The sequence below is a fragment of the Xanthomonas vasicola pv. musacearum NCPPB 4379 genome (assembly GCF_000277895.2).
Lineage (GTDB): Bacteria > Pseudomonadota > Gammaproteobacteria > Xanthomonadales > Xanthomonadaceae > Xanthomonas > Xanthomonas vasicola.
This window is the reverse complement of the sequence record NZ_CP034655.1, coordinates 3,904,143-3,923,253: the sequence shown is the minus strand read 5'-3', so window position 1 is coordinate 3,923,253 and position 19,111 is coordinate 3,904,143. Positions and strand designations below refer to the sequence as shown.

Sequence of the window (19,111 nt, the reverse complement as noted above, 5' to 3'; positions counted from 1 at the left end):
GTCGTTCTTGCGTGATCGAGATACGCTGGAACCGTTGGTCACCACTTCGCTCACTAGCAATCCCGGCCGCCCTTGTCTCACTCGGCTGCAGATGGAGCGCTGGGCCAGATCGTCAGATTATTTTTCTCGTTCGTTAGGCACGATGCTGGACGTGTCCGGGGCGAATCAATCTCCAAGTGCCACCATGCAGCACTGGCACAGACTTTTCGGCGGGTCACGCAAGAGCGCCTGAGAGCGCTTTCCAAGCGTTACGGCATCCATCAAAAGACGGTGGCGAAGTGGAAGAAGCGGACCTCGGTTGCCGATGTGCCAACCGGGCCGACGCAGCCGTGCTCCACCGTGTTGTCCGTTGCGGAAAAGGCGGCGATTGTCGCTTTCCGCAAGCACACCTTGCTGCCGCTGGACGACTGTCTCTACGCACTGCAGCCAAGCATTCTCCATCTGACGCGCTCATCGTTACACCGTTGCCTGCAGCGCCATGGCATTTCGCGGCTACCCGACATCACGGGCGACAAGGCCGCGAAGAAGCGGCTTAAAAGCTATCCGATTTGCTACTTTCATATCGACATTGCAGAAGTACAAACAGCCCAGGGCAAGCTGTATTTATTCGTGGCCATCGATAGGACGTCCAAGTTTGTGCTCACCGAACTGCACGCGGCAGCCAACACATTGGTGGCTGCGCAATTCCTGCGAAATGTGATCCAGACAATGCCCTACACCTTGCACACGGTGCTGACAGACAACGGCATCCAGTTCACCAATCGCCGAACCGACCGCCATGCCTTCAGGCACATCTTCACTCGCGTCTGCGAGGAGCACGGCGTCGACCATCGTTTGACCCAGGTCACGCATCCCTGGACCAACGGACAGGTGGAGCGGGATGAATCGAACCATCAAGGAAGCAACGGTCAAACGCTTTCACTACGAGGACCAGGCGCAACTGCAACGGCATCTGACCATGTTCATCGACGCCTACAACTTCGGTCGCAGGCTCACAGCGTTGGAAGGTCTGACACCGTACGAATTTATCTGCGAACAGTGGATATCCGAACCCGAGCGGTTCAAGGTCAACCCGATCCACCTAATGCCGGGACTGAACACCCAATACCCAATCACCAGCTATACAGCTTCCAATACACCTTGTTGACCTTGTCCTTCTCCGCATCGGTATGCCCGTCGTGGTCGCGGTCGTACAGGAAGTAGGGCGCTCCGCGCGTTGGCGTGACCCGCACCATTTCCAGCTGACCGTTGACGCGGTATTCGTCGACCTTGTCGCCGTTGCCCATGGTCTTGCTGGTGACATCAGCACCAGCCGGAATCTCGCCACCGGCGCGGTCGGCGCCACTGGTGGCACAGCCGCCCAGCAGCAGCAACGGCAGCAGCAAAAGACGTGCTCTCTTCATTGTCGGTATCCGTGTTGATCGACGGCCAGTATGCGCTGGTGCGGTGTGCCGTGAGCGTGCAGCGTAGAATTGGGTCATGAGCAGATTAGTCTTGATCGACGGGTCCAGTTACCTGTATCGCGCGTTCCACGCGCTTCCGCCGCTGACCAATGCGCAGGGCGAGCCCACCGGCGCCTTGTTTGGCGTGGTCAACATGCTGCGCGCCACCTTGAAGGAGCGCCCGGCCTACATCGCCTTCGTGGTGGATGCGCCCGGCAAGACCTTCCGTGATGACTTGTATGCAGACTACAAGGCCAATCGGCCGTCCATGCCCGACGACCTGCGCGCGCAGGTGCAGCCGATGTGCGACATCGTGCATGCGCTGGGCATCGACATCCTGCGCATCGACGGCGTGGAAGCCGACGATGTAATCGGCACGCTTGCACTGCAAGCCGCCGCCGATGGGTTGAGCGTCACCATCTCCACCGGCGACAAGGACTTCGCGCAGCTGGTGCGCCCGGGTATCGAACTGGTCAACACCATGAGTGGCAGCCGCATGGATTCGGACGAGGCGGTGATCGCCAAGTTCGGCGTGCGGCCCGATCAGATCGTCGACCTGTTGGCGCTGATGGGCGACACCGTCGACAACGTGCCCGGCGTGGAAAAGTGCGGCCCCAAGACCGCTGCCAAATGGCTGGCCGAATACGATTCGCTGGACGGCGTCATCGCCAACGCCGACAAGATAAAGGGAAAGATCGGCGACAACCTGCGCGCTGCGTTGCCACGCCTGCCGCTCAACCGCGAGCTGGTCACCATCAAGACCGACGTAACCCTGGCCAGCGGCCCGCGCGCGCTGGACCTGCGCGAGCCCAATACGGAAACGCTGGCGGTGCTGTACGCGCGCTACGGGTTCACCCAGGCGCTGCGTGAGATGGGCGGCACGTCGGCGCAGGCCGGGCTGTTGTCCGAGCCGGTGGCGCTGGGCGCTGCCGCCGCCACTGCGCGCACCGAGCCGGGCCGCGCGCGCGGTACCGGCTTCGTGTCCGGCCCGGTCAACGCCGCGGTGGATCTGGATCCAGCGCTGTCGGCGCCGGGCGAGTACGAGACCATCCTCACCCAGGAGCAACTCGACAGCTGGATCGTGCAGCTGCGTGCCGCCGGCCAGTTTGCCTTCGATACCGAAACCGACAGCTTGGACCCGCTGCAGGCGGATTTGATCGGCCTGAGTGTGGCCGCCGAGCCCGGCAAAGCGGCGTACCTGCCGTTCGGGCATAACTTCCCCGGCGCGCCGGTTCAGCTCGACCGCACCCAAGCGCTGGCGCAATTGGTCCCGTTGCTCACCGACCCGGCGGTGCGCAAACTCGGCCAGCACGGCAAGTACGACCTGCACGTGATGCGCCGGCATGGCGTGGAACTGGCCGGCTACGCCCACGACACCTTGCTGGAAAGCTTCGTGCTCAATTCCGGCAGCGCCCGCCACGACATGGACAGCCTGGCCAAGCGCTATCTCGGCTACGACACCGTCAAGTACGAAGACGTCTGCGGCAAGGGCGCCAAGCAGATCCCGTTCGCCCAGATCAGCCTGGAAGACGCCACCCGCTACGCCGCCGAAGACGCCGACATCACCCTGCGCCTGCACCACGTGCTCGGCCCCAAGCTGGCCGCCGAACCCGGCCTGGAGCGGGTCTACCGCGAGATCGAAATGCCGCTGGTGGACGTGCTGGCCCGCATCGAAGCCAACGGCGTGTGCGTGGACGCGGCCGAACTGCGCCGCCAGAGCGCGGACCTGTCCAAGCGCATGCTCGCCGCCCAGCAGAAAGCCACCGAGCTGGCCGGGCGCACCTTCAACCTGGATTCGCCCAAGCAACTGCAGGCCCTGCTGTTCGACGAGCTCAAGCTCCCCGCCGTTGTCAAGACGCCCAAGGGCCAGCCCTCGACCAACGAAGAAGCGCTGGAAGCCATCGCCGACCAGCACGAGTTGCCGCGGGTGATCCTGGAATACCGTGGCCTGACCAAGCTGCGCAGCACCTACACCGACAAGCTGCCGGAGATGATCCACCCGCAGTCCGGGCGCGTGCACACCAGCTACCACCAGGCCGGCGCCGCCACCGGGCGGCTGTCCTCGTCGGACCCGAATCTGCAGAACATCCCGATCCGCACCGAAGACGGCCGCCGTATTCGGCGCGCTTTCGTCGCACCGGCCGGACGCAAGTTGATCGCCTGCGACTACTCGCAGATCGAGCTACGCATCATGGCGCACCTGTCCGGCGACCCCGGCCTGGTGGGCGCATTCGAGTCCGGCGCCGACGTGCACCGCGCCACTGCTGCCGAAGTGTTCGGCCGCACCATCGACACCGTCAGCGGTGACGAGCGCCGCGCCGCCAAGGCGATCAACTTCGGCCTGATGTACGGCATGAGCGCGTTCGGTCTGGCCCGCCAGCTTGGCATCGGCCGTGGCGAAGCGCAGGACTACATCGCGCTGTACTTCAGCCGCTATCCGGGCGTGCGCGACTTCATGGAAACCACCCGCCAGCAAGCGCGCGACAAGGGCTACGTGGAAACCGTGTTCGGCCGCCGGCTGTATCTGGATTTCATCAATGCCGGCAGCCAGGGCCAGCGTGCTGGCGCCGAGCGCGCTGCCATCAACGCGCCGATGCAGGGCACTGCGGCCGACATCATCAAGCGCGCCATGGTCAGCGTGGATGGATGGATCGCCGGCCACGCGCAACGCGCCAAGATGATCCTGCAGGTGCACGACGAACTGGTGTTTGAAGCCGATACCGATTTCGTCGACACACTGCTGAGCGAGGTCACCACGCGCATGGCCTCCGCGGCTGAATTACGCGTGCCGCTGGTGGTGGATTCGGGCATTGGCGATAACTGGGACGAGGCGCATTGACGCAGAGAATCGCGCTGATATGCTGAATGCGCAGATCAGCAATCATTTGTGCGGACATAATCCGTCAGCAGATTTAATGGAATGAATAAGCGCTAAATTCTACATTTTTTTAACAGTTATCTTCACGATCCATCAAGGTAAAAAGTGGTGTTATATCCCTCGACGGGCGCAACGCCTGTCGGCAGATCTCTCCCATCCCCTGGAGCAGATCTCGGAGCGGAAACTCCTCCCCAAGTTTCCGTTCCCTGGCCCCGCCGACCTCCCCCTGGTCTGCGGGGCTTTTTATTTGCGTCTTACCGATTGTGCGCCACCGTTGCAGCGTTAGCTGCGATGTTGCGTATGCGTTGGTGTGAGCAGGCGCAACAGAACGTATGGACTTACGAAAAGCACCGCATAAGCAATTCAACAGTTGCCGAGCGCCCTGTGCAAGTGCCGCTGCGCAGCATAAATGCCCGCTCAATTGGGACCACGCTGCCATGCGACGTGCTGCCGCGATGACGGTATGGTGCCCACATTACTAATTCAGATTCAAAGATCGTGCCGCCGAGTGCATTTGTCGATCGCCTGCCTGTCGCTTCGTTGCCAGCTACATCTGCAAGGCGGCCGACATGCGGGTGCTGATTGCCGAGGACGAACCATCGATCGCCGACGCTGTGGTCGCGACGCTGCACCAGCAGGCCACGTGGTGGATCACGTCGACGATGGCAGCCAGGCCGATGCGGCGCTACGCAGCACCGACTACCAGTTGCTGGTGCTGGACTTGGGCCTGCTGGGCAACATGGATGGCGTGCGCGTGTTGCAGCGCTTGCGCGAGCGCGGCGCCACCACGCCGGTACTGGTCATCAGCGCGCGCGAAGCCCTGCATGAACGCGTGCGTGTGCTGGATCTGGGCGCGGACGATTACCTGGTCAAGCCGTTCGCGTTGGAAGAGTTCCAGGCGCGGGTGCGCTCGGTGCTGCGGCGCGCCATCAGCAAGGGAACGCCTGAGTTGCGCCTGGGGCGCCTGCGCCTGGACCTGACCGGACGCCGCGCCTGGATCGATACGCAGGCGCTGGAGTTGACCGCGCGCGAATATGGGCTGCTCGGTGCACTGGCCACGCGCGCCGATCGCGTGACCAATCGCGCCCAGTTGGTGGAAGCGCTGTGCGGCTGGGACGAAGACATCAGCGACAACGGCTTGGATATCGCAATGCACCGACTCCGCCGCAAGCTGCACGGCAGCGGCGTGGGTATCCGCACCATCCGTGGATTGGGGTATCTGCTGCAGGAGTGCCAGGACGGCGACGATGAGGGCTAAGCGGACCCTGGCGCGGCCCAGCCTGCGCCGACGCCTGCTGCTGTTCCTGGCGGTGCCAATGCTGGTGCTGCTGGCGATCGATGCGGCGGTGACCTATCGCATGGCGCTGGGCTATGCCAATCGCGTGCACGACAAGAATCTGGCCGACGACCTGCAGGCGCTCACCGCGCTGCTGCGGCAGTCGCCCGAACGGCGCAGCCTGTCGTCGCAGGCGCAGTTCCTGCTGCGCTACGACCCGGACGGGGCGAACTATTTCGCGGTGCTCAGCCGTCGCCAGGGGTGGCGTTACGGCGATACCGGGCTGCACGGCATGCGCCAGCCGGCGCTGGGCAAACCGCCGGCGCTGTATTGGGTCGACGACGGCGTGCGCAGGCTGCGCGCGGCGTCGGTGGCGATGCCATCGCCCTACGATGCCGGCGACGTGCTGACGGTAACCATTGCCGAGTCGTTGATCGACCGCCAGCGCACTGCGCGCACTGTGCTGTGGCTGACCTTGCCGGTGCAAACGGTGCTGATCATCGCGGTGATGGCACTGGTGTGGCTGGGCGTCAATCATGGGTTGCGGGTGTTGCGTCCGTTGACCGAGCGCCTGGCCGCGCGCGAACAGGCATTGGCTCCGGTCACCGGGCCGGACGTTCCGCAGGAAATCCTGCCGCTCACCCTGACCCTGGACGCGCTGTTCGTGCGCGTGCGCCATACCGTGCAGTTGCATGAGCGTTTCATCGCCGATGCCGCGCATCAGTTGCGGACTCCGCTGGCGGGGCTGCAATTGCATGCCGAGCGTGCGATGGGCGCCGATCCAGAGCAGACCCGCGCGGCCCTGTTGCAAATCCAGCAATTGACCGCGCGCGCGGCGCGTGCGGCCAGCCAGCTGCTGGCACTGAGTCGCGCGCAGTCGCCGCACCATCGCGATGAGGCCATGGTGCCGGTGCTGTTGTACCGGTTGATTCCAGAGGCGGTGGCCGCGCGCGTGCCCGATGCGCTGGCCGCCGACGTGGACCTGGGCTATCAGGCCGACAGCGAAGACGCCGCCCTGGTGGTGTTCGGCGATCCGTTGGGGCTGCAGGAACTGCTGGATAACCTGATCGACAATGCACTTCGGTACGCCGGCCGCGGCTGCAGTGTCACCGTGGGCCTGGCCGCGCTGGCAGATGCGGTGGTGTTGAGCGTGGAGGACGACGGCCCCGGCGTCCCGGACGCACTGTTAGGCCGCCTGGGCGAGCGGTTCTTTCGTGTGCCGGGCATGCGCGGCGACGGTTGCGGGCTGGGCCTGGCAATCGTGCAGGGCGTCGCGCAGCGTCATAACGCGCGGGTGGTGTTCTGCCAGGGCGCGCACGGCGGATTGCGCGTGGAGATCCGGTTCCCGCCGCGGCTGCAGTGAGTGCGCACTGAATGTCGCGGCCACGGCATGGTGGCAACGAAAGCTTCAGGAAAACCTCGAATGGGATCGTGCGCTCTACACCAGAGGGCATGTCGATGATCCGTCCCAACAACGAATTCTTCCTCAGTGGCGGCTGCTGCGGTGTGCTGCTGGTCCACGGGTTGACCGGCACCCCGGCGGAAATGCGCCGCCTTGGGATTGGCTTGAACCGCGCCGGGTTCACCGTGCATGGCGTGCAGCTGGCCGGCCACTGCGGCGACATGGACGACTTGCTGGCCACCGGCTGGCGCGATTGGTATGGCAGTGTCGAACACGCGGCCGAGGCGCTGGCCAAGCAGGTGGACCAGGTGTTCGTAGCGGGGTTATCGATGGGGGCATTGCTGGCGCTGGAGCTGGCGATCGAACGGCCGGAGCTGGTGGCGGGGGTCGGCGTCTACGGTGTCACCTTCCGCTACGACGGCTGGAATATTCCCTGGACCCGGCACCTGTCGTTCCTGCTGCCTGCGTTCAAGCTGTTCGGCATCGGCCGCCGCCGCATGTTCCTGGAGGAATCGCCGTATGGGTTGCGCGACGAGCGCCTGCGCGCGCGCATCGCGGCGGCGATGCAAGGCGGAGACAGCAGCGTCGCTGGCCTGCCCGGCAACCCCTGGCACTCGCTGGCCGAATTGCGCGCGTTATCGGCGCGGGTGCGGCGACGGCTGCCGAAAGTGATCGCGCCCTGCCTGGTGGCGCACGCCGCCGAAGACGATGTGGCAAGCCTGCGTAACGCGCGGATGGTGCTGGACGGCGTCTCCGGTGCGACCGAGTTTCTGCTGATGGAGGACAGCTACCACATGCTGACCTTGGACCGACAACGCGGCTTGTTGACCACTGCCAGCGCGCGTTTCTTCGAGCGTGTCGCCAGCGGCGACCTGCAGCCTCAGCCGGCCACGGCATGGCAGCAGCCGGCGTTGGATGCCTCATGACGCCGGTGGCGGTGACGCTGTGGGCGGTGACGGTGGCGGTCGACACGCTGGGGCAATTGGCATTCAAGCAGGCCGCCTTCGAGCCCATCGCGGGCGATTTGCTGACGCGCTGGCGTGCCCGCTTCGCGCGGCCCTGGCTGTGGACCGGGCTGGCTTGCTACGTGGTCGAGTTCATGGGCTGGATCGCGTTCCTCTCGTTGGTGCCGCTGTCGCAAGGGGTGCTGCTCGGGTCGATCAATATCCTGGCGCTGATGCTGGCCGGGCGGCTGCTGTACGGCGAACGCCTGACCCCGCTGCGGGTGGCCGGCATGAGTCTGATCGGCCTGGGCGTGGCCATCGTGGGAGCCGCTGGATGAGGCGGCTGTATTGGATCGGCTTTCCGCTGCTGCTGTGCGTGGACAGCGTGGCGCACCTGTGCTTCAAGCTGGCCGGTGCGCGCGCCCTGCCGCTGGATTTCAGCCTTGCCTGGCTGCAGCGCTTGTTCGCGCAGCCGTTTCTCTACGGCGCGGTGCTCGGTTATGTCGGGGCGTTCTTTATCTGGATGACGCTGCTGGAGCGGGCGCCGATCGGGCCGGCGTTTGCTGCCTCGCACTTGGACGTGGTCGGCGTGCTGGTGCTGTCGGCGTGGTGGCTGGGCGAACCGCTGACGGCGGTGCATCTGCTGGGTGCGGCGCTGATCCTGGCCGGTGTGGCCTGCCTGGCGCGCGCTGAAGCACGGCTTGCCGCCGACGGCGACTGACCGCCACCCGCGCCGTGGTCTGCGCACCTCCGCAGCCGAGCGTGCTCGTGCAGCGCGGACATGCGCGCAGGGCGACCGGCGTATCGCCACGGGAACGGCGCGAAAATCGACGTCACAGGCGACGGCCCAGACCAACGTGATTCGCAGACGACCAAGCACTGCCGGTGCACGCGCACGCATGTGGATCTTCAGCGCAGCATGCCCGCAGTGCGATGCACGCCAGGTAGGCGTGGTTCCGCTATCGCTGCGTGGATCGCACCGGCGACGCCGAGGAGGCGGCCAGCCGGGGATAGGCGTCGAGCAGGGCGAGCAGGCGGCGGTTGAATGCATTCTGGCCGGCCTGCCAGAACTGCAGTTGTGCTGGATCCGGCGGGCGCTGCCCGTCGAGCGCCGACAGCAGACGTTTGAAGCGGCTGCGGTAGCGATAGTGCGAAATCTCGCCGGTGATGTCGCTGCCAAGCAGTGGACCAGTGAGCGCATCCATGAAGCGGAGCAGTGCGGTCACGTTGAAACGTCCCTGATCCCAGTTGGTGCGCACCACGTGTTCTGCAAAGACGTCTTTGTCGATGGAGAGATAGACGGGCAATGCGGCATCCGCGCGCGCAGCGAAGGCCGCCAGGAGCGCATCGGTTTCCTCGAAACAATGCACGGCATCCGCACAGCCGAGCAGGCGCGCCCAGCGTGTGTCCACGCCCAGGCACCAGTAATGCAGCTTGCCCTGGCGCAACGGCGACAGATGATGCTCCAGGCAATGCTTGCTGCTGACATCGCTCGAACACATGCCCACCATATGCATGCGCGCAACCTGCGGCAGCGCGGCGACCTCGTGCACCCAGGAGCCGCAATGCACGCCGAAGGGGTAACGCATGTTGTCCGGATGGTTGTCCAGCACCACCACTTGCAGCGGTTGGCTACTGCGCTCGGCTACCCGTTGAATCAACGGCCAGCTCAGATGATGGAAGTCGCCGCTGCCCAGCAACACGGTTCCATGCGAGATCGCCAGGGCCGGCTGCAGTTCCTGCGCGAACTGACGCAGCGTCGCGTGCCTGCAGCCAAGGCGCACACGCTCTTGCCAATGCTGCAGCGGCACGATGCGGGCATAAGGCGTTGTGTTGGCCGAGCCGTCCAGGTCCAGCACCAGAGGTGTGGTCATCCCAGCGCCTCGATCTGCGGCATATCCTCGACCGGGCTCTCGAAGCGATGCACGTGCCGGCGTACCAGCATCCGCAGCAATGCATTGCGCGGATACACCGCGTGCCGCATCGGACTTAGGTGCGCGCCGAGTTCGCGTTTGACCTCCGGATCATCCCAACCGGCCACGTAATGACTCAGGCCGGCACGGCGGGCGTATGCAAGATTGTGCATCCAACTGACCGCATAGAGGTTGTGCGCGCGCGCCTGCGGGTAGGCAAAGCCGATGAACTTGTCCACCAACATGCCGGCGTGTTCGTAGCAGAGGTTCCATCCGATCAGCGCATCCTGGTGATAGTAGGCGAACACGCAGCCGCCGCTGGCCGCATCGCGCAGCAGCGTGGAAAGGAAATGCGCCTCCAGTAGGTCGAAGTGCATCTGGCTCTGGGCGTAGACATTGCGGTACAGCGCATAGAACTGCGCGCACACCGATGCATCGTCGAAGCAGTCTGCGCCGGTTGGCAGCGTCTCCACGCGTAGCACCTGGCGCGAGCGCAGCTTGCGACGGATGTTGCGTCGCCGGCCAGAGGACAGCCGTGCGAGATAGTCGTCCTCGCTGTCGAAATCGATCGGCACCCACGCCAGCGACATGCCTTGCATCAGCACGAAACCACGTTCGGCTAAGGCTTGCGCGAACGCGGCAGCGCGCTGATTGCTTTGCAGGTCCAATAGCGGTGATTCGTACGGCAGATCCTTCACGATCAGCAGCGGCGCTCTATGCGCCTGAGCCAGCACCTCGTCGGCCAACGCATCGATGCTCGCGGTCATCGGCAGCGGGGTGTATTCGGTGACGGTGGAGCCGATGAAACAGGCCTGCCACTGCAGCCAGCGCTGCCAATACCGATACCCAGGCAAGGCAGCGACCTTGTTGCGCAACGCCTGGTCGGCAGTGGTGAGCAGATTCAAGTGGGTGCGGAACAGCGGCAGTCCGCTCTCCAACCGCTCGGCCTGGAAGCCGTGCGGCGGATGAGCAATGAAGCCGCGCAAGAGCGCCTCGGGTTCGAGTTGGGTGCAGTACTGCATGCGGCCTCCGTGAGGGATCTCTTCGCCTCAGCTGGCCTTGGCCTTGCTCAGCAGTTGATCGAGCAAGGAGATCGCCAAGTCGATCTCTTCATAGGTGATGTCCAGCGAAGGTGCCAGCGTGATGACGTTTTTGTACCAACCGCCGACGTCGAGCACCAAGCCAATCGGTTTGCCCTGATGGCGCAAGTCGCCGGCCAGGCCGATGTCGACCATGCGATCGAGCAGCGCCCTGTTGGGCGTGAAGCCATCGGCCTGGCAAATCTCTGCGCGCAGCGCCAACCCCAGGCCGTCCACATCGCCGATCTCCGGATGGCGTTGCTGCAGATCGCGCAGGCCGGCAAGAAAATGCGCGCCCTTCAACGGCACGGTGCGCGCGTAGTCCATCTCATAGCCCATGCGGATCACTTCCAGTCCCAGCGAGGTGCCCAAGGGATTGGAGTTGAAGGTCGAGTGGGTGGAGCCGGGCGGAAAGACAGTGGGATTGATCAGTTCCTCGCGTGCCCACAAACCCGAAAGCGGATTGAGGCCGTTGGTCAGCGCCTTGCCGAAGACCAGGACGTCCGGGGTCACGCCGAAGTGCTCGATCGACCACAGCTTGCCGGTGCGCCAGAACCCCATCTGGATTTCATCGACCACCATCAAGATGCCGTACTGATCCAGCACCTTCTTCAGATCGCGGAAGAAGTTCGGCGGCGGAATCACGTAGCCGCCGGTGCCTTGAATCGGCTCGACATAGAACGCGGCGTATTCGGCCTGACCGACTTTGGGGTCCCACACGCCGTTGTATTCGGTCTCGAACAGGCGCGCGAACTGATGCACACAATGGTCCGAATATTCTTCCGGGGTCATGCCCTTGGGACGCCGGAACGGGTACGGAAACGGAATGAACATCGCGCGTTCGCCGAAGTGGCCAAAACGGCGGCGGTAGCGGTAGCTGGAGGTGATGGACGAGGCGCCGAGCGTGCGGCCGTGGTAGCCGCCCTCGAACGCGAACATCAGGCTCTTGCCGTTGCGTGCATTGCGCACCAGCTTCAGCGAATCCTCGATCGCCTGCGCGCCGCCCACGTTGAAATGCACGCGGCCGTCCAGCCCGAACTTGCCCTTGACGTCCTGCGCAATGGTCTTGGCCAACTGGATGCGGGTCGGGTGCAGGTACTGGCTGGCCACCTGCGGGAGCGTGTCGATCTGGTGCTTGAGGGCGTTGTTCAACCGTTGGTTGGCATAGCCGAAGTTGCACGCCGAGTACCACATCTGCAGGTCCAGATAGGGCACCTCGGCGGCATCGAACATGTAGCTGCCGGCGCAGCGATGAAAGATCTTCGGCGGGTCGACGTAGTGCACGGTGTCGCCGAAGGAGCTGTAGCGCGCCTCGTCGGCGAGCAGTTGGGCGTCGTTGTCGAGCGCCAGTTCAGGAGTACGCAGCAGATTCATTGCAGGGTCCGTTGATCGGGAAATGGCAGGAAAGGTGTTGCTCAGATGCACGGCACGGCGGCGTTGGTGAAAACGGTCCGCCCAGCGACAAGGCTGCCGTCCAGCAGAGCGGGCAGCAGTACCAATGCATCGTTGAAATCGCCGATGGGGCTATGCGCGATGCCGCGTAGCCGGCAGTGGTCGATCAGGCGATGTTTTGCAAAGACGTAGTCGGCGCGGCTCGCGCCGCAAAAATCCGAGGTGCCGTCGCCGATCAGCAGCACGCGCTGCTGCGGTCGTTCGCGCGCGCGGTGGATTTGCGCGCATTTGCAGGTGCCGGCGTTGCAACCCTGCGCTTGATAGGGCGATTGCAACGTCCATTGCCGCGGATGCTCAGTAATGCACAGGCGGTTGGCGACCACCGGCAAATGCTCGAGCGCATGGCGCGCCAGCAGCAGTTGGATCGGATGATCCAGACCGTCGCTGACGATCTGCAGCGGCAAGCCGCGTGCGGCGACTGCTGCGGCAAAGCGCGCAAACGCCGGGTCGATCTGCAATCCGTCCAGGTGCTGCTGCAACTGCAGCGCGCTCATGTCCAACAGTGCGACCTGACCACGCATGCACTCGGCCGAGCCGATCAATCCCGCTTGCCAGCGCGCCTCCAGCACCTCCCATCCTGGCAGGCCAAAGCGCTCCAGCAAGCTGTCGATCACGTCCTGCACTCCGATGGTCCCATCGAAATCGCACAGAACGCTCCAGGACACTCCAGCGGAAGAGGACATGCAGACACCGACAGCGGCACAGGATGGGTGCCACGGTAGGCAAGCGACCTTTCGGCCGCCTTTCCACAACGCGCATCAACTGCGCGCTGCCTGATTGGCTTCAGCAGCGGTTGGGGCGTGCTGGCAGCCGATGCATCGGCTGCGGTGCTGTGACGGTAGGCTTGCGCGAGGTTGACGGGCACTCGGCGCCGATGCTTGCACTGGTCGGCGCGTGCCTTCTGCCAAGGAGCAGTGCGCCGTGGCGTCGTGCGATCCGTGCGTGCGTCGCGCTGGCGCTAGGCGACGTGGCGCATTGGTGAGACACGGTTGATCAAGTCGTCAGCAGGCAGCGCATTTGCTCGCGACGCGCGCTGCAACGTGTCCGCTATTGCCATCGCTTACTGCGTGGACGTCCGCAAGGACGCCACGCCTTACAGCGGCGTTGGGATCAACCCAGCCAGTCGCGTGGGACCAGGTAATCGGCCAGGCGCGCTTCGGCACTGCCTGGCTCTGGCGTAAAGCCATACTCCCAGCGCACCCGCGGCGGCAAACTCATCAGGATGCTCTCGGCGCGCCCACCGCTCTGCAATCCAAACAGGGTGCCGCGGTCGTAGACCAGATTGAACTCCACATAGCGCCCGCGGCGGTACAGCTGAAACTCGCGTTCGCGCTCGCCGTAGGGTGTGGCCTTGCGACGCTGCACGATTGGCATGTAGGCATCCAGGAAGCCATTGCCCACTGCTTGCTGATAGGCGAAATCGCGTTCGAACTCCTTGCCCAGGTCGTCGAAAAACAGCCCGCCCACGCCGCGCGTCTCGTTGCGGTGACGCAGGAAAAAATATTCGTCGCACCAACGCTTGTGCGCGGCATAGCGTTCTTCGCCAAACGGCTCGCACAGCGCCTGCGCAACGCGGTGCCAGTGCTGCACGTCTTCATCGAAGGGATAGAACGGAGTCAGGTCGAAGCCGCCACCAAACCAGGCGGCCACCACCTCGCCATCGTGCTCGGCGCGGAAGTAGCGCACATTCATGTGCGTGGTCGGGATGTACGGATTATGCGGATGAAACACCAGCGACACACCGCACGCACGCCAGGTGGCACCGGCAAGCTCGGGCCGGTGCGCACTGGCCGACGGTGGCAAGCGTGTGCCGGACACATCGGAAAAGCCGATGCCGGCCTGCTCGAATACGGCGCCGTCGCGCAGGATGCGGGTACGGCCACCACCGCCCTCCTCGCGCTTCCAAAGATCCTCGGCGAACCGCGCCTTCCCGTCGGCATCTTCCACAGCAGCGCAGATCCGGTCCTGCAGGTCGGTCAGAAAATCGCGTACATGGTCGAATTCGTTCATGGCGCGATTCTAGCGTTGCATAGCGCTCAGTGCAGCGGGCCAAACGCGCTAGTTTGTCGCAGGGCGATGCAGTGCTCCGCGTAGACCGCGAGCGGCGAGGGCACCGTGACCTCGACTGATCAGCCTTTGGCTGCATCCAAGCAAAGGCGAGACTCGACAGATGTTTGAACCCAGCCTTTGATGGTGCACTCTTTTCCTCGAATGGCTGGCCAACTTCATCGACGCCTACAACTACGGTCACAGGCTCAAAGTCCTGAAGGGTCTGACACCGTACGAATTCATCCGCAAGCAATGGACATCCGAACCGAGCGATTCAAGGTGGATCCGATCCATATCATATAATGCCGTGACTACACATCATAATGCGGGAAGGAGAGCACAGGGATTGGGCATGCCTCGGACGCACGCGAACGTTGAAAAGAGGTGACTGGGCGGGTTAGGCTCTTGCGACGTCTGATCGGCGGCGAGATAGAACGTGGTTGGCATGGATGCAAAAGTACAAGTCACAGCGCCTGCTCAGGTGCTGGCGCGAAAGGCGATTTCCCTACGCGCGTCGAGACTTGAAGACGCGGCCGCCTGGCTGGCGTTTCTGCAAGCGCTGGATGACGAGACAGGCTTCATGCTCTTCGAGCCTGGCGAGCGCGCGGCCAGCGTCGCGCGGTGCGAGGACGCCATACGCCGAATCCACGCGGTATCGGGCGCGATGCTGCTGCTCTTGTGGAACGCGGCAGGGCACGTAGTAGGTTATGTCAAAGGCGACGTAGTGGCGCTGCAACGAAAAGCCCACGTGATGGTCTTAAGTGGCGCCGTGCATTCCGGCTACCGGGGGGGTACGGGGCGCGCAATCCTCGATCTCTTTACGGAACAAGTCGGCAAGCAAGGCGTGATCAAACGACTGGAAGCGGTCGTCATGAGCAACAACGTACGCATGCTTGTAGTCGCGCTTTCCGCCGGTTTTTCGGTGGAAGGCGTCCGAAAGAACGCGGTTCGTCTGAAGACAGGGATGATCGACGAATATGTCATCGTCAAGCACTTTGACTGACGTGTCTGCGTTGCATCGCGAATTCTTCGCCCGCTACGCGTTGCTGGCGAACGACGCCGCTTACGTCGAAGCATGCCCGAGCGTGACGAGCGTGCCGGTGTTCGGCCCCGTCAGTTCGCTGCTCGACGTCCGACGCAATATCCGTGAGGCGCTTGTCCATGACGGGGCATGCGTCGCGAAGACGCCCGGAGTGGATTTCGAGGCGTCGCTGGCGCAGCAGGTCTCGATTCTGGGCCTTGCGCTTCCGGACTCCCTCGGGGCGGGATATAGCACGATCGCGGTGACCCCGAACCGGAAGTACTACGCGAGCTCCTCGATCGGGCAGCCGATGCATTCCGACGATGCGCACCGTGCAACACCGCCGCCGGTGATCAGCCTGTACTGCGATGTGCCATCCGCCGACGGCGGGATCACGACGCTCGCACCGCTGGGCACCTATCTCGACGGGCGTCGGTTCACTCTCCCGCCGGCCTGCTTCGCTCGCGATGCGCTGACGTTGGTCGGTGCTATGGGGTTGATCCAGCGCCCGCTCTTGATCGACGGGCCCCGTCTTGGCTGCGCGCTTCCCAGCATCGCGATGGAAATCCAAGCCGACAGCGAAGTCCTCAATGTCTTGGCCGAACTGCTGGACTGGTGCCATCGCCCGGCAAACCAAGTACGGCTCCGACTTGAGTCCGGTGACGTTCTTTTCATCGACAATTTTCGTTGGGTTCACGGCCGGACCGCGTTTCCCGCGGACCAGCCACGCAGGCTCTATCGTGCGTCTTTTGCCTGTGCCGACTGAGACGGTCGAGCCCGGGTCTGACGCGTCCGCTTCACTGACTCAAGCGCTGCGCCAACTCGATGAGATCGAATGGCCGCGGCGCGCGAGCCAGGTCGAGCCTGCGCCGTTTCCGACCGACGCATCTGTGGTCGATCTCGCGTGGCGGTCTGTGGTTCCCGAAGCGGATTGGCCGGGGGATGCCCCGCCGGCCCCGGCGTCATATGAAGATCCGCTTGCCGGTATTGCCGAGCAGGCATTCGGCGCCGAGATTGAATGCCTACAAGAGCGCGTATCGGTACTCCTAGACGGAGCGCCGCTGCGCTGGGGCGCCGGCGCGGTCATGACCCTTGTCGATGAGGTCCACACCCGGCCGCTCCATCGGCTGTGGGCTCGTGGATGGGCGGCGGCGTTCAACCACCTTAAGCTCGATGGACGCCTCGGACTTGACGCTCGTGTGTCGCATTTGACCAGCGCGCAACGTGCATTGGTCGTCGCCACCGCGCGCGTCGCTATTCACGGCTCGGCGAACGCATGGGCGCGATGCGCGACGCGTTGCTGGTGGAGGTGCGGGCATTATGCCTGCGATTAACCTCCGACATGGACGAACTTGCCGCCAGGTGCTGTGCCGGGGGGCGTCCGCAGGTCATCACCCGAGTCGTCCCGCTCGGGGACCGCCATCGGTCAGGCTGGGTGGGGTGGGTCCAGCTAAGTGATGCGGCGCACTCTCGGACGTGGGACGTCGTCTACAAGCCGCGCTCTATCGGCGTGGACAAGGCCTTCTACGACATGGCTGCCGCACTAGCCCAGCCGGGCGACCCGACCGTCCACGCGCCCTGGTTCCTGGATTGCGGCGCGTACGGCTGGATGGAGTACTGCGACCCAAGCGACTGCGCGAACGCCGAAGAGGTTGAGGCGTACTACGAGCGGCTCGGTTGGCTGACCGCGTTAGTGTTTGTGCTCGAGGGCCGCGATTGCCACGCTGGCAACGTGGTCGCCCGCAGGGCCTCACCGGTATTCGTCGACCTCGAATGCCTGTTTACGCCGGCAGCGGACCGGGACGGGCAAGAGCCGCAGTATCCGCCAATCACGGCGACTGCGATCCTTCCCATGACGCGCTTCGCGCTGGGGGCGTTTGGTGGCATGGATGTCAGCGGCTTCGCCGGCGGCCAGCAAGGCGCGCACTACTACCAGACGTGGCAGATCGCCGAGACGCCAACCGGAGCGCTCACTTTGCGCCGCGAGCGACGCCCAGTTCCACAGTCGACGAACGTGCCTCGAATCGCGGGCGCATCTATTAATCCGTACGGCTATTGCGCGCCGTTTCTGCGCGGCATGGGGCGGGCGTTTGCACGACTGCAGTCGGTCGGGTCCGGTCTTCTCTCGTTTGCGGATACCGTACGGCTCAATGACCTGGAGACCAGGATCGTACTGCGCAACACGAGCGAGTACGTCAAGTGCCTCGAGGAATCAACAGCGCCGTGCGCAGTGTTGTCGGGGGATGCGGAAGACAGGTTTCTCGCCACGGCGCTGAAGCCCGTGCCTGGTGTGGATCCGGCGGACGAGCGCGACTGCCTGTGCCGCGGTGTCATACCGCGCCACGTCGTCACCCCCATTGAGAGCCAGCGGTCACATCGTCCAGATCGCAGTCGCGCACCGAGCGGTCCAGCGAGCGTCAGCGGCGTCGAACGCGTGCGCACCCTGCTCGATACCGGTCTATCGTCGGCTACGGTCGCTGCGCAGTTGACCCTGGCCGAGCAGGCGTTTGCCGCCGGCGCGCGCAATGCTAGGGCGGTAGCATTCACATCGCCTGAAATGCGTTCGCCAGGTGCGCCGTGCACTCTGCTGGCGCGCGCCATCGCTTGCATCGACATGCGGCTGTCGGGTGAAGACGCGCCGGACTGGATCACCGCCACCTCAAGCCGCGGGGGTGCGCTGGTGCTGACCCGCATGCACTGGGGCGCATTCACAGGACGCAGCGGAATGGCGGCGGCCTACGCAGCGGCCGAGGCAAGCGGGGTCGTATCCGCACAGCGGACCTTAGCGCGGTTCCGGCGTGCCACGGAATCGGACGCCGTCGCAATCGCCGCGTCGCTGCCTGTCGAAGGACTCGACGGGTGCGCCGGCGTACTGGCGTTTGCCGTGGGGTGCGGGATGAGGACTGGCCGGAGCCGCCTGCAGGATGAGCTGCTCGCACGCCTGCGCGCCGCGCCGGACGCCCGTACGATTGGGCCAATGCCTGCAGGCACGCTGATCGGTCTAACCGCCGCGTTCGAACTTGATCCCGCACCGGCCTTGGCAGAACTCATCGAGGCGCGTCTGCACGCATTCGTCTGCTCCCCGCAACTCGCCCGGCTCATCGATCGCGATGTCGCAGCGCCGTCGGTCATGTGGGCCAGCCCTTGGGCGATGGTTCTCGCCACTGCGCGTGCGGCGCGCGCGGTTGGGAACTGGCATGCGCTCGCACATGTGTCACAAACGATCCGGGCCCGCGATCTCAAGGCGGACACCGTCCACGATCGATTGGTTCGGCTGCGCCTACTGCTCGACGCGGGCGATGAATCGGACTCGACCACACTCTGGCACGAGATCGCTCAACTGCGATCCTTGGTGTCGGCAACGACGCTCGGATCGCAGTACGGACTAGGCGCGCTGTTGGGTGCCGCGCGCTGTGCCCGTGAACGAAGCGCCAGCGGCGACGCACTCGCCGACGAGATCACCTCCGCCTACCTGACCTGCGCGCAAGCGTGGCTGGATGCCTGTGAGGATTCGATTCTCAACCGCCCACTTTTTGTCGATGCCGCTCGCGGCATCGCTGGAGTTGTCTTGCGGCTGACGCAGGTGCGTGCTAAAAAGGAATTGCTAGGTGCTTTTATTTTCTAGCACACGCAAGCACAAGGAGCGCCGCTTTGC

Annotated in this window: 15 protein-coding genes and 3 pseudogenes; 12 read left to right on the top strand and 6 right to left on the bottom strand. The window is 64.3% G+C overall.

Annotated elements, in window-relative coordinates; translation table 11 throughout:
- Positions 1-168 precede the first annotated feature (168 nt).
- A pseudogene (locus KWO_RS18195) lies at positions 169-1,147 on the top strand (IS481 family transposase).
- Here the strand turns inward: KWO_RS18195 and KWO_RS18190 are convergent.
- The gene (locus tag KWO_RS18190; RefSeq protein ID WP_017112533.1) at positions 1,113-1,403 is read right to left on the bottom strand and encodes a DUF2782 domain-containing protein; all 291 of its coding nucleotides are present in this window, start codon (positions 1,401-1,403) and stop codon (positions 1,113-1,115) included. The pseudogene KWO_RS18195 and the gene KWO_RS18190 sit on opposite strands and share 35 nt — an antisense overlap.
- Before the next feature lie 76 nt (positions 1,404-1,479).
- Between KWO_RS18190 and polA the strand changes: the two genes are divergently transcribed.
- The 6 genes and pseudogenes from polA to KWO_RS18160 all read left to right on the top strand — a co-directional run bounded on the left by polA (position 1,480) and on the right by KWO_RS18160 (position 8,663).
- On the top strand, positions 1,480-4,281 hold the full coding sequence (polA, locus tag KWO_RS18185) for a DNA polymerase I (protein WP_010369643.1): 2,802 nt from the start codon (positions 1,480-1,482) through the stop codon (positions 4,279-4,281).
- 608 nt (positions 4,282-4,889) lie between these two features.
- Positions 4,890-5,578 (top strand): annotated as a pseudogene (locus KWO_RS18180) (response regulator).
- The gene (locus tag KWO_RS18175; RefSeq protein ID WP_010369652.1) at positions 5,568-6,959 is read left to right on the top strand and encodes a sensor histidine kinase; all 1,392 of its coding nucleotides are present in this window, start codon (positions 5,568-5,570) and stop codon (positions 6,957-6,959) included. The pseudogene KWO_RS18180 and the gene KWO_RS18175 overlap by 11 nt, the downstream one beginning before the upstream one ends.
- An 89-nt stretch (positions 6,960-7,048) precedes the next feature.
- Positions 7,049-7,924: an alpha/beta hydrolase gene (locus KWO_RS18170; RefSeq protein WP_010369655.1), complete on the top strand. Its 876-nt coding sequence runs from the start codon at positions 7,049-7,051 to the stop codon at positions 7,922-7,924.
- On the top strand, positions 7,921-8,280 hold the full coding sequence (locus KWO_RS18165) for a membrane protein (protein WP_010369658.1): 360 nt from the start codon (positions 7,921-7,923) through the stop codon (positions 8,278-8,280). The genes KWO_RS18170 and KWO_RS18165 overlap by 4 nt, the downstream gene beginning before the upstream one ends.
- Positions 8,277-8,663, top strand: a complete 387-nt coding sequence (locus tag KWO_RS18160; RefSeq protein WP_010381419.1) for a DMT family transporter — start codon at positions 8,277-8,279, stop codon at positions 8,661-8,663. Before KWO_RS18165 ends, KWO_RS18160 begins: the two co-directional genes overlap by 4 nt.
- A gap of 238 nt (positions 8,664-8,901) precedes the next feature.
- Here KWO_RS18160 and KWO_RS18155 read toward each other — a convergent pair whose 3' ends face one another.
- From KWO_RS18155 to hemF, 5 genes are all read right to left on the bottom strand, one after another.
- Positions 8,902-9,816: an arginase family protein gene (locus KWO_RS18155; RefSeq protein ID WP_010381420.1), complete on the bottom strand. Its 915-nt coding sequence runs from the start codon at positions 9,814-9,816 to the stop codon at positions 8,902-8,904.
- Positions 9,813-10,877, bottom strand: coding sequence for a GNAT family N-acetyltransferase (locus KWO_RS18150; protein WP_010369667.1), 1,065 nt, complete (start codon positions 10,875-10,877; stop codon positions 9,813-9,815). The genes KWO_RS18155 and KWO_RS18150 overlap by 4 nt, the downstream gene beginning before the upstream one ends.
- Before the next feature lie 27 nt (positions 10,878-10,904).
- A complete protein-coding gene (locus KWO_RS18145; protein ID WP_010369672.1) occupies positions 10,905-12,308 on the bottom strand; it encodes an aspartate aminotransferase family protein in 1,404 nt (467 codons plus the stop codon).
- 41 nt (positions 12,309-12,349) lie between these two features.
- Positions 12,350-13,051, bottom strand: a complete 702-nt coding sequence (locus KWO_RS18140; protein WP_010381421.1) for an MtnX-like HAD-IB family phosphatase — start codon at positions 13,049-13,051, stop codon at positions 12,350-12,352.
- 445 nt (positions 13,052-13,496) lie between these two features.
- A complete protein-coding gene (gene hemF, locus KWO_RS18130) occupies positions 13,497-14,396 on the bottom strand; it encodes an oxygen-dependent coproporphyrinogen oxidase (RefSeq protein WP_010381422.1) in 900 nt (299 codons plus the stop codon).
- Positions 14,397-14,601: 205 nt separating this feature from the next.
- On the opposite strand from hemF, the pseudogene KWO_RS18125 reads away from it, so the two are divergent.
- The 5 genes and pseudogenes from KWO_RS18125 to KWO_RS18105 form a co-directional block, all read left to right on the top strand.
- Positions 14,602-14,738, top strand: a pseudogene (locus KWO_RS18125) (IS481 family transposase); the annotation flags it as partial.
- Between the two features lie 178 nt (positions 14,739-14,916).
- Positions 14,917-15,438, top strand: coding sequence for a GNAT family N-acetyltransferase (locus KWO_RS18120; RefSeq protein ID WP_017112529.1), 522 nt, complete (start codon positions 14,917-14,919; stop codon positions 15,436-15,438).
- Complete coding sequence (locus KWO_RS18115; protein ID WP_010381423.1) at positions 15,431-16,222, top strand: TauD/TfdA dioxygenase family protein; 792 nt, start codon at positions 15,431-15,433, stop codon at positions 16,220-16,222. Before KWO_RS18120 ends, KWO_RS18115 begins: the two co-directional genes overlap by 8 nt.
- Positions 16,197-16,790 (top strand): hypothetical protein, encoded by a 594-nt coding sequence (locus KWO_RS22660; RefSeq protein ID WP_162471422.1) that lies wholly within the window; start codon positions 16,197-16,199, stop codon positions 16,788-16,790. Before KWO_RS18115 ends, KWO_RS22660 begins: the two co-directional genes overlap by 26 nt.
- Positions 16,733-19,081, top strand: a complete 2,349-nt coding sequence (locus tag KWO_RS18105) for a DUF4135 domain-containing protein (protein WP_017112527.1) — start codon at positions 16,733-16,735, stop codon at positions 19,079-19,081. Before KWO_RS22660 ends, KWO_RS18105 begins: the two co-directional genes overlap by 58 nt.
- Positions 19,082-19,111 lie beyond the last annotated feature (30 nt).

Excerpts from the sequence above, each read along its gene's own strand:
- KWO_RS18190 (WP_017112533.1), bottom strand. The coding sequence starts at position 1,403 with ATGAAGAGAGCACGTCTTTTGCTGCTGCCGTTGCTGCTGCTGGGCGGC.
- polA (WP_010369643.1), top strand. The coding sequence starts at position 1,480 with ATGAGCAGATTAGTCTTGATCGACGGGTCCAGTTACCTGTATCGCGCG.
- KWO_RS18175 (WP_010369652.1), top strand. The coding sequence starts at position 5,568 with ATGAGGGCTAAGCGGACCCTGGCGCGGCCCAGCCTGCGCCGACGCCTG.
- KWO_RS18170 (WP_010369655.1), top strand. The coding sequence starts at position 7,049 with ATGTCGATGATCCGTCCCAACAACGAATTCTTCCTCAGTGGCGGCTGC.
- KWO_RS18165 (WP_010369658.1), top strand. The coding sequence starts at position 7,921 with ATGACGCCGGTGGCGGTGACGCTGTGGGCGGTGACGGTGGCGGTCGAC.
- KWO_RS18160 (WP_010381419.1), top strand. The coding sequence starts at position 8,277 with ATGAGGCGGCTGTATTGGATCGGCTTTCCGCTGCTGCTGTGCGTGGAC.
- KWO_RS18155 (WP_010381420.1), bottom strand. The coding sequence starts at position 9,816 with ATGACCACACCTCTGGTGCTGGACCTGGACGGCTCGGCCAACACAACG.
- KWO_RS18150 (WP_010369667.1), bottom strand. The coding sequence starts at position 10,877 with ATGCAGTACTGCACCCAACTCGAACCCGAGGCGCTCTTGCGCGGCTTC.
- KWO_RS18145 (WP_010369672.1), bottom strand. The coding sequence starts at position 12,308 with ATGAATCTGCTGCGTACTCCTGAACTGGCGCTCGACAACGACGCCCAA.
- hemF (WP_010381422.1), bottom strand. The coding sequence starts at position 14,396 with ATGAACGAATTCGACCATGTACGCGATTTTCTGACCGACCTGCAGGAC.
- KWO_RS18105 (WP_017112527.1), top strand. The coding sequence starts at position 16,733 with ATGGGCGCGATGCGCGACGCGTTGCTGGTGGAGGTGCGGGCATTATGC.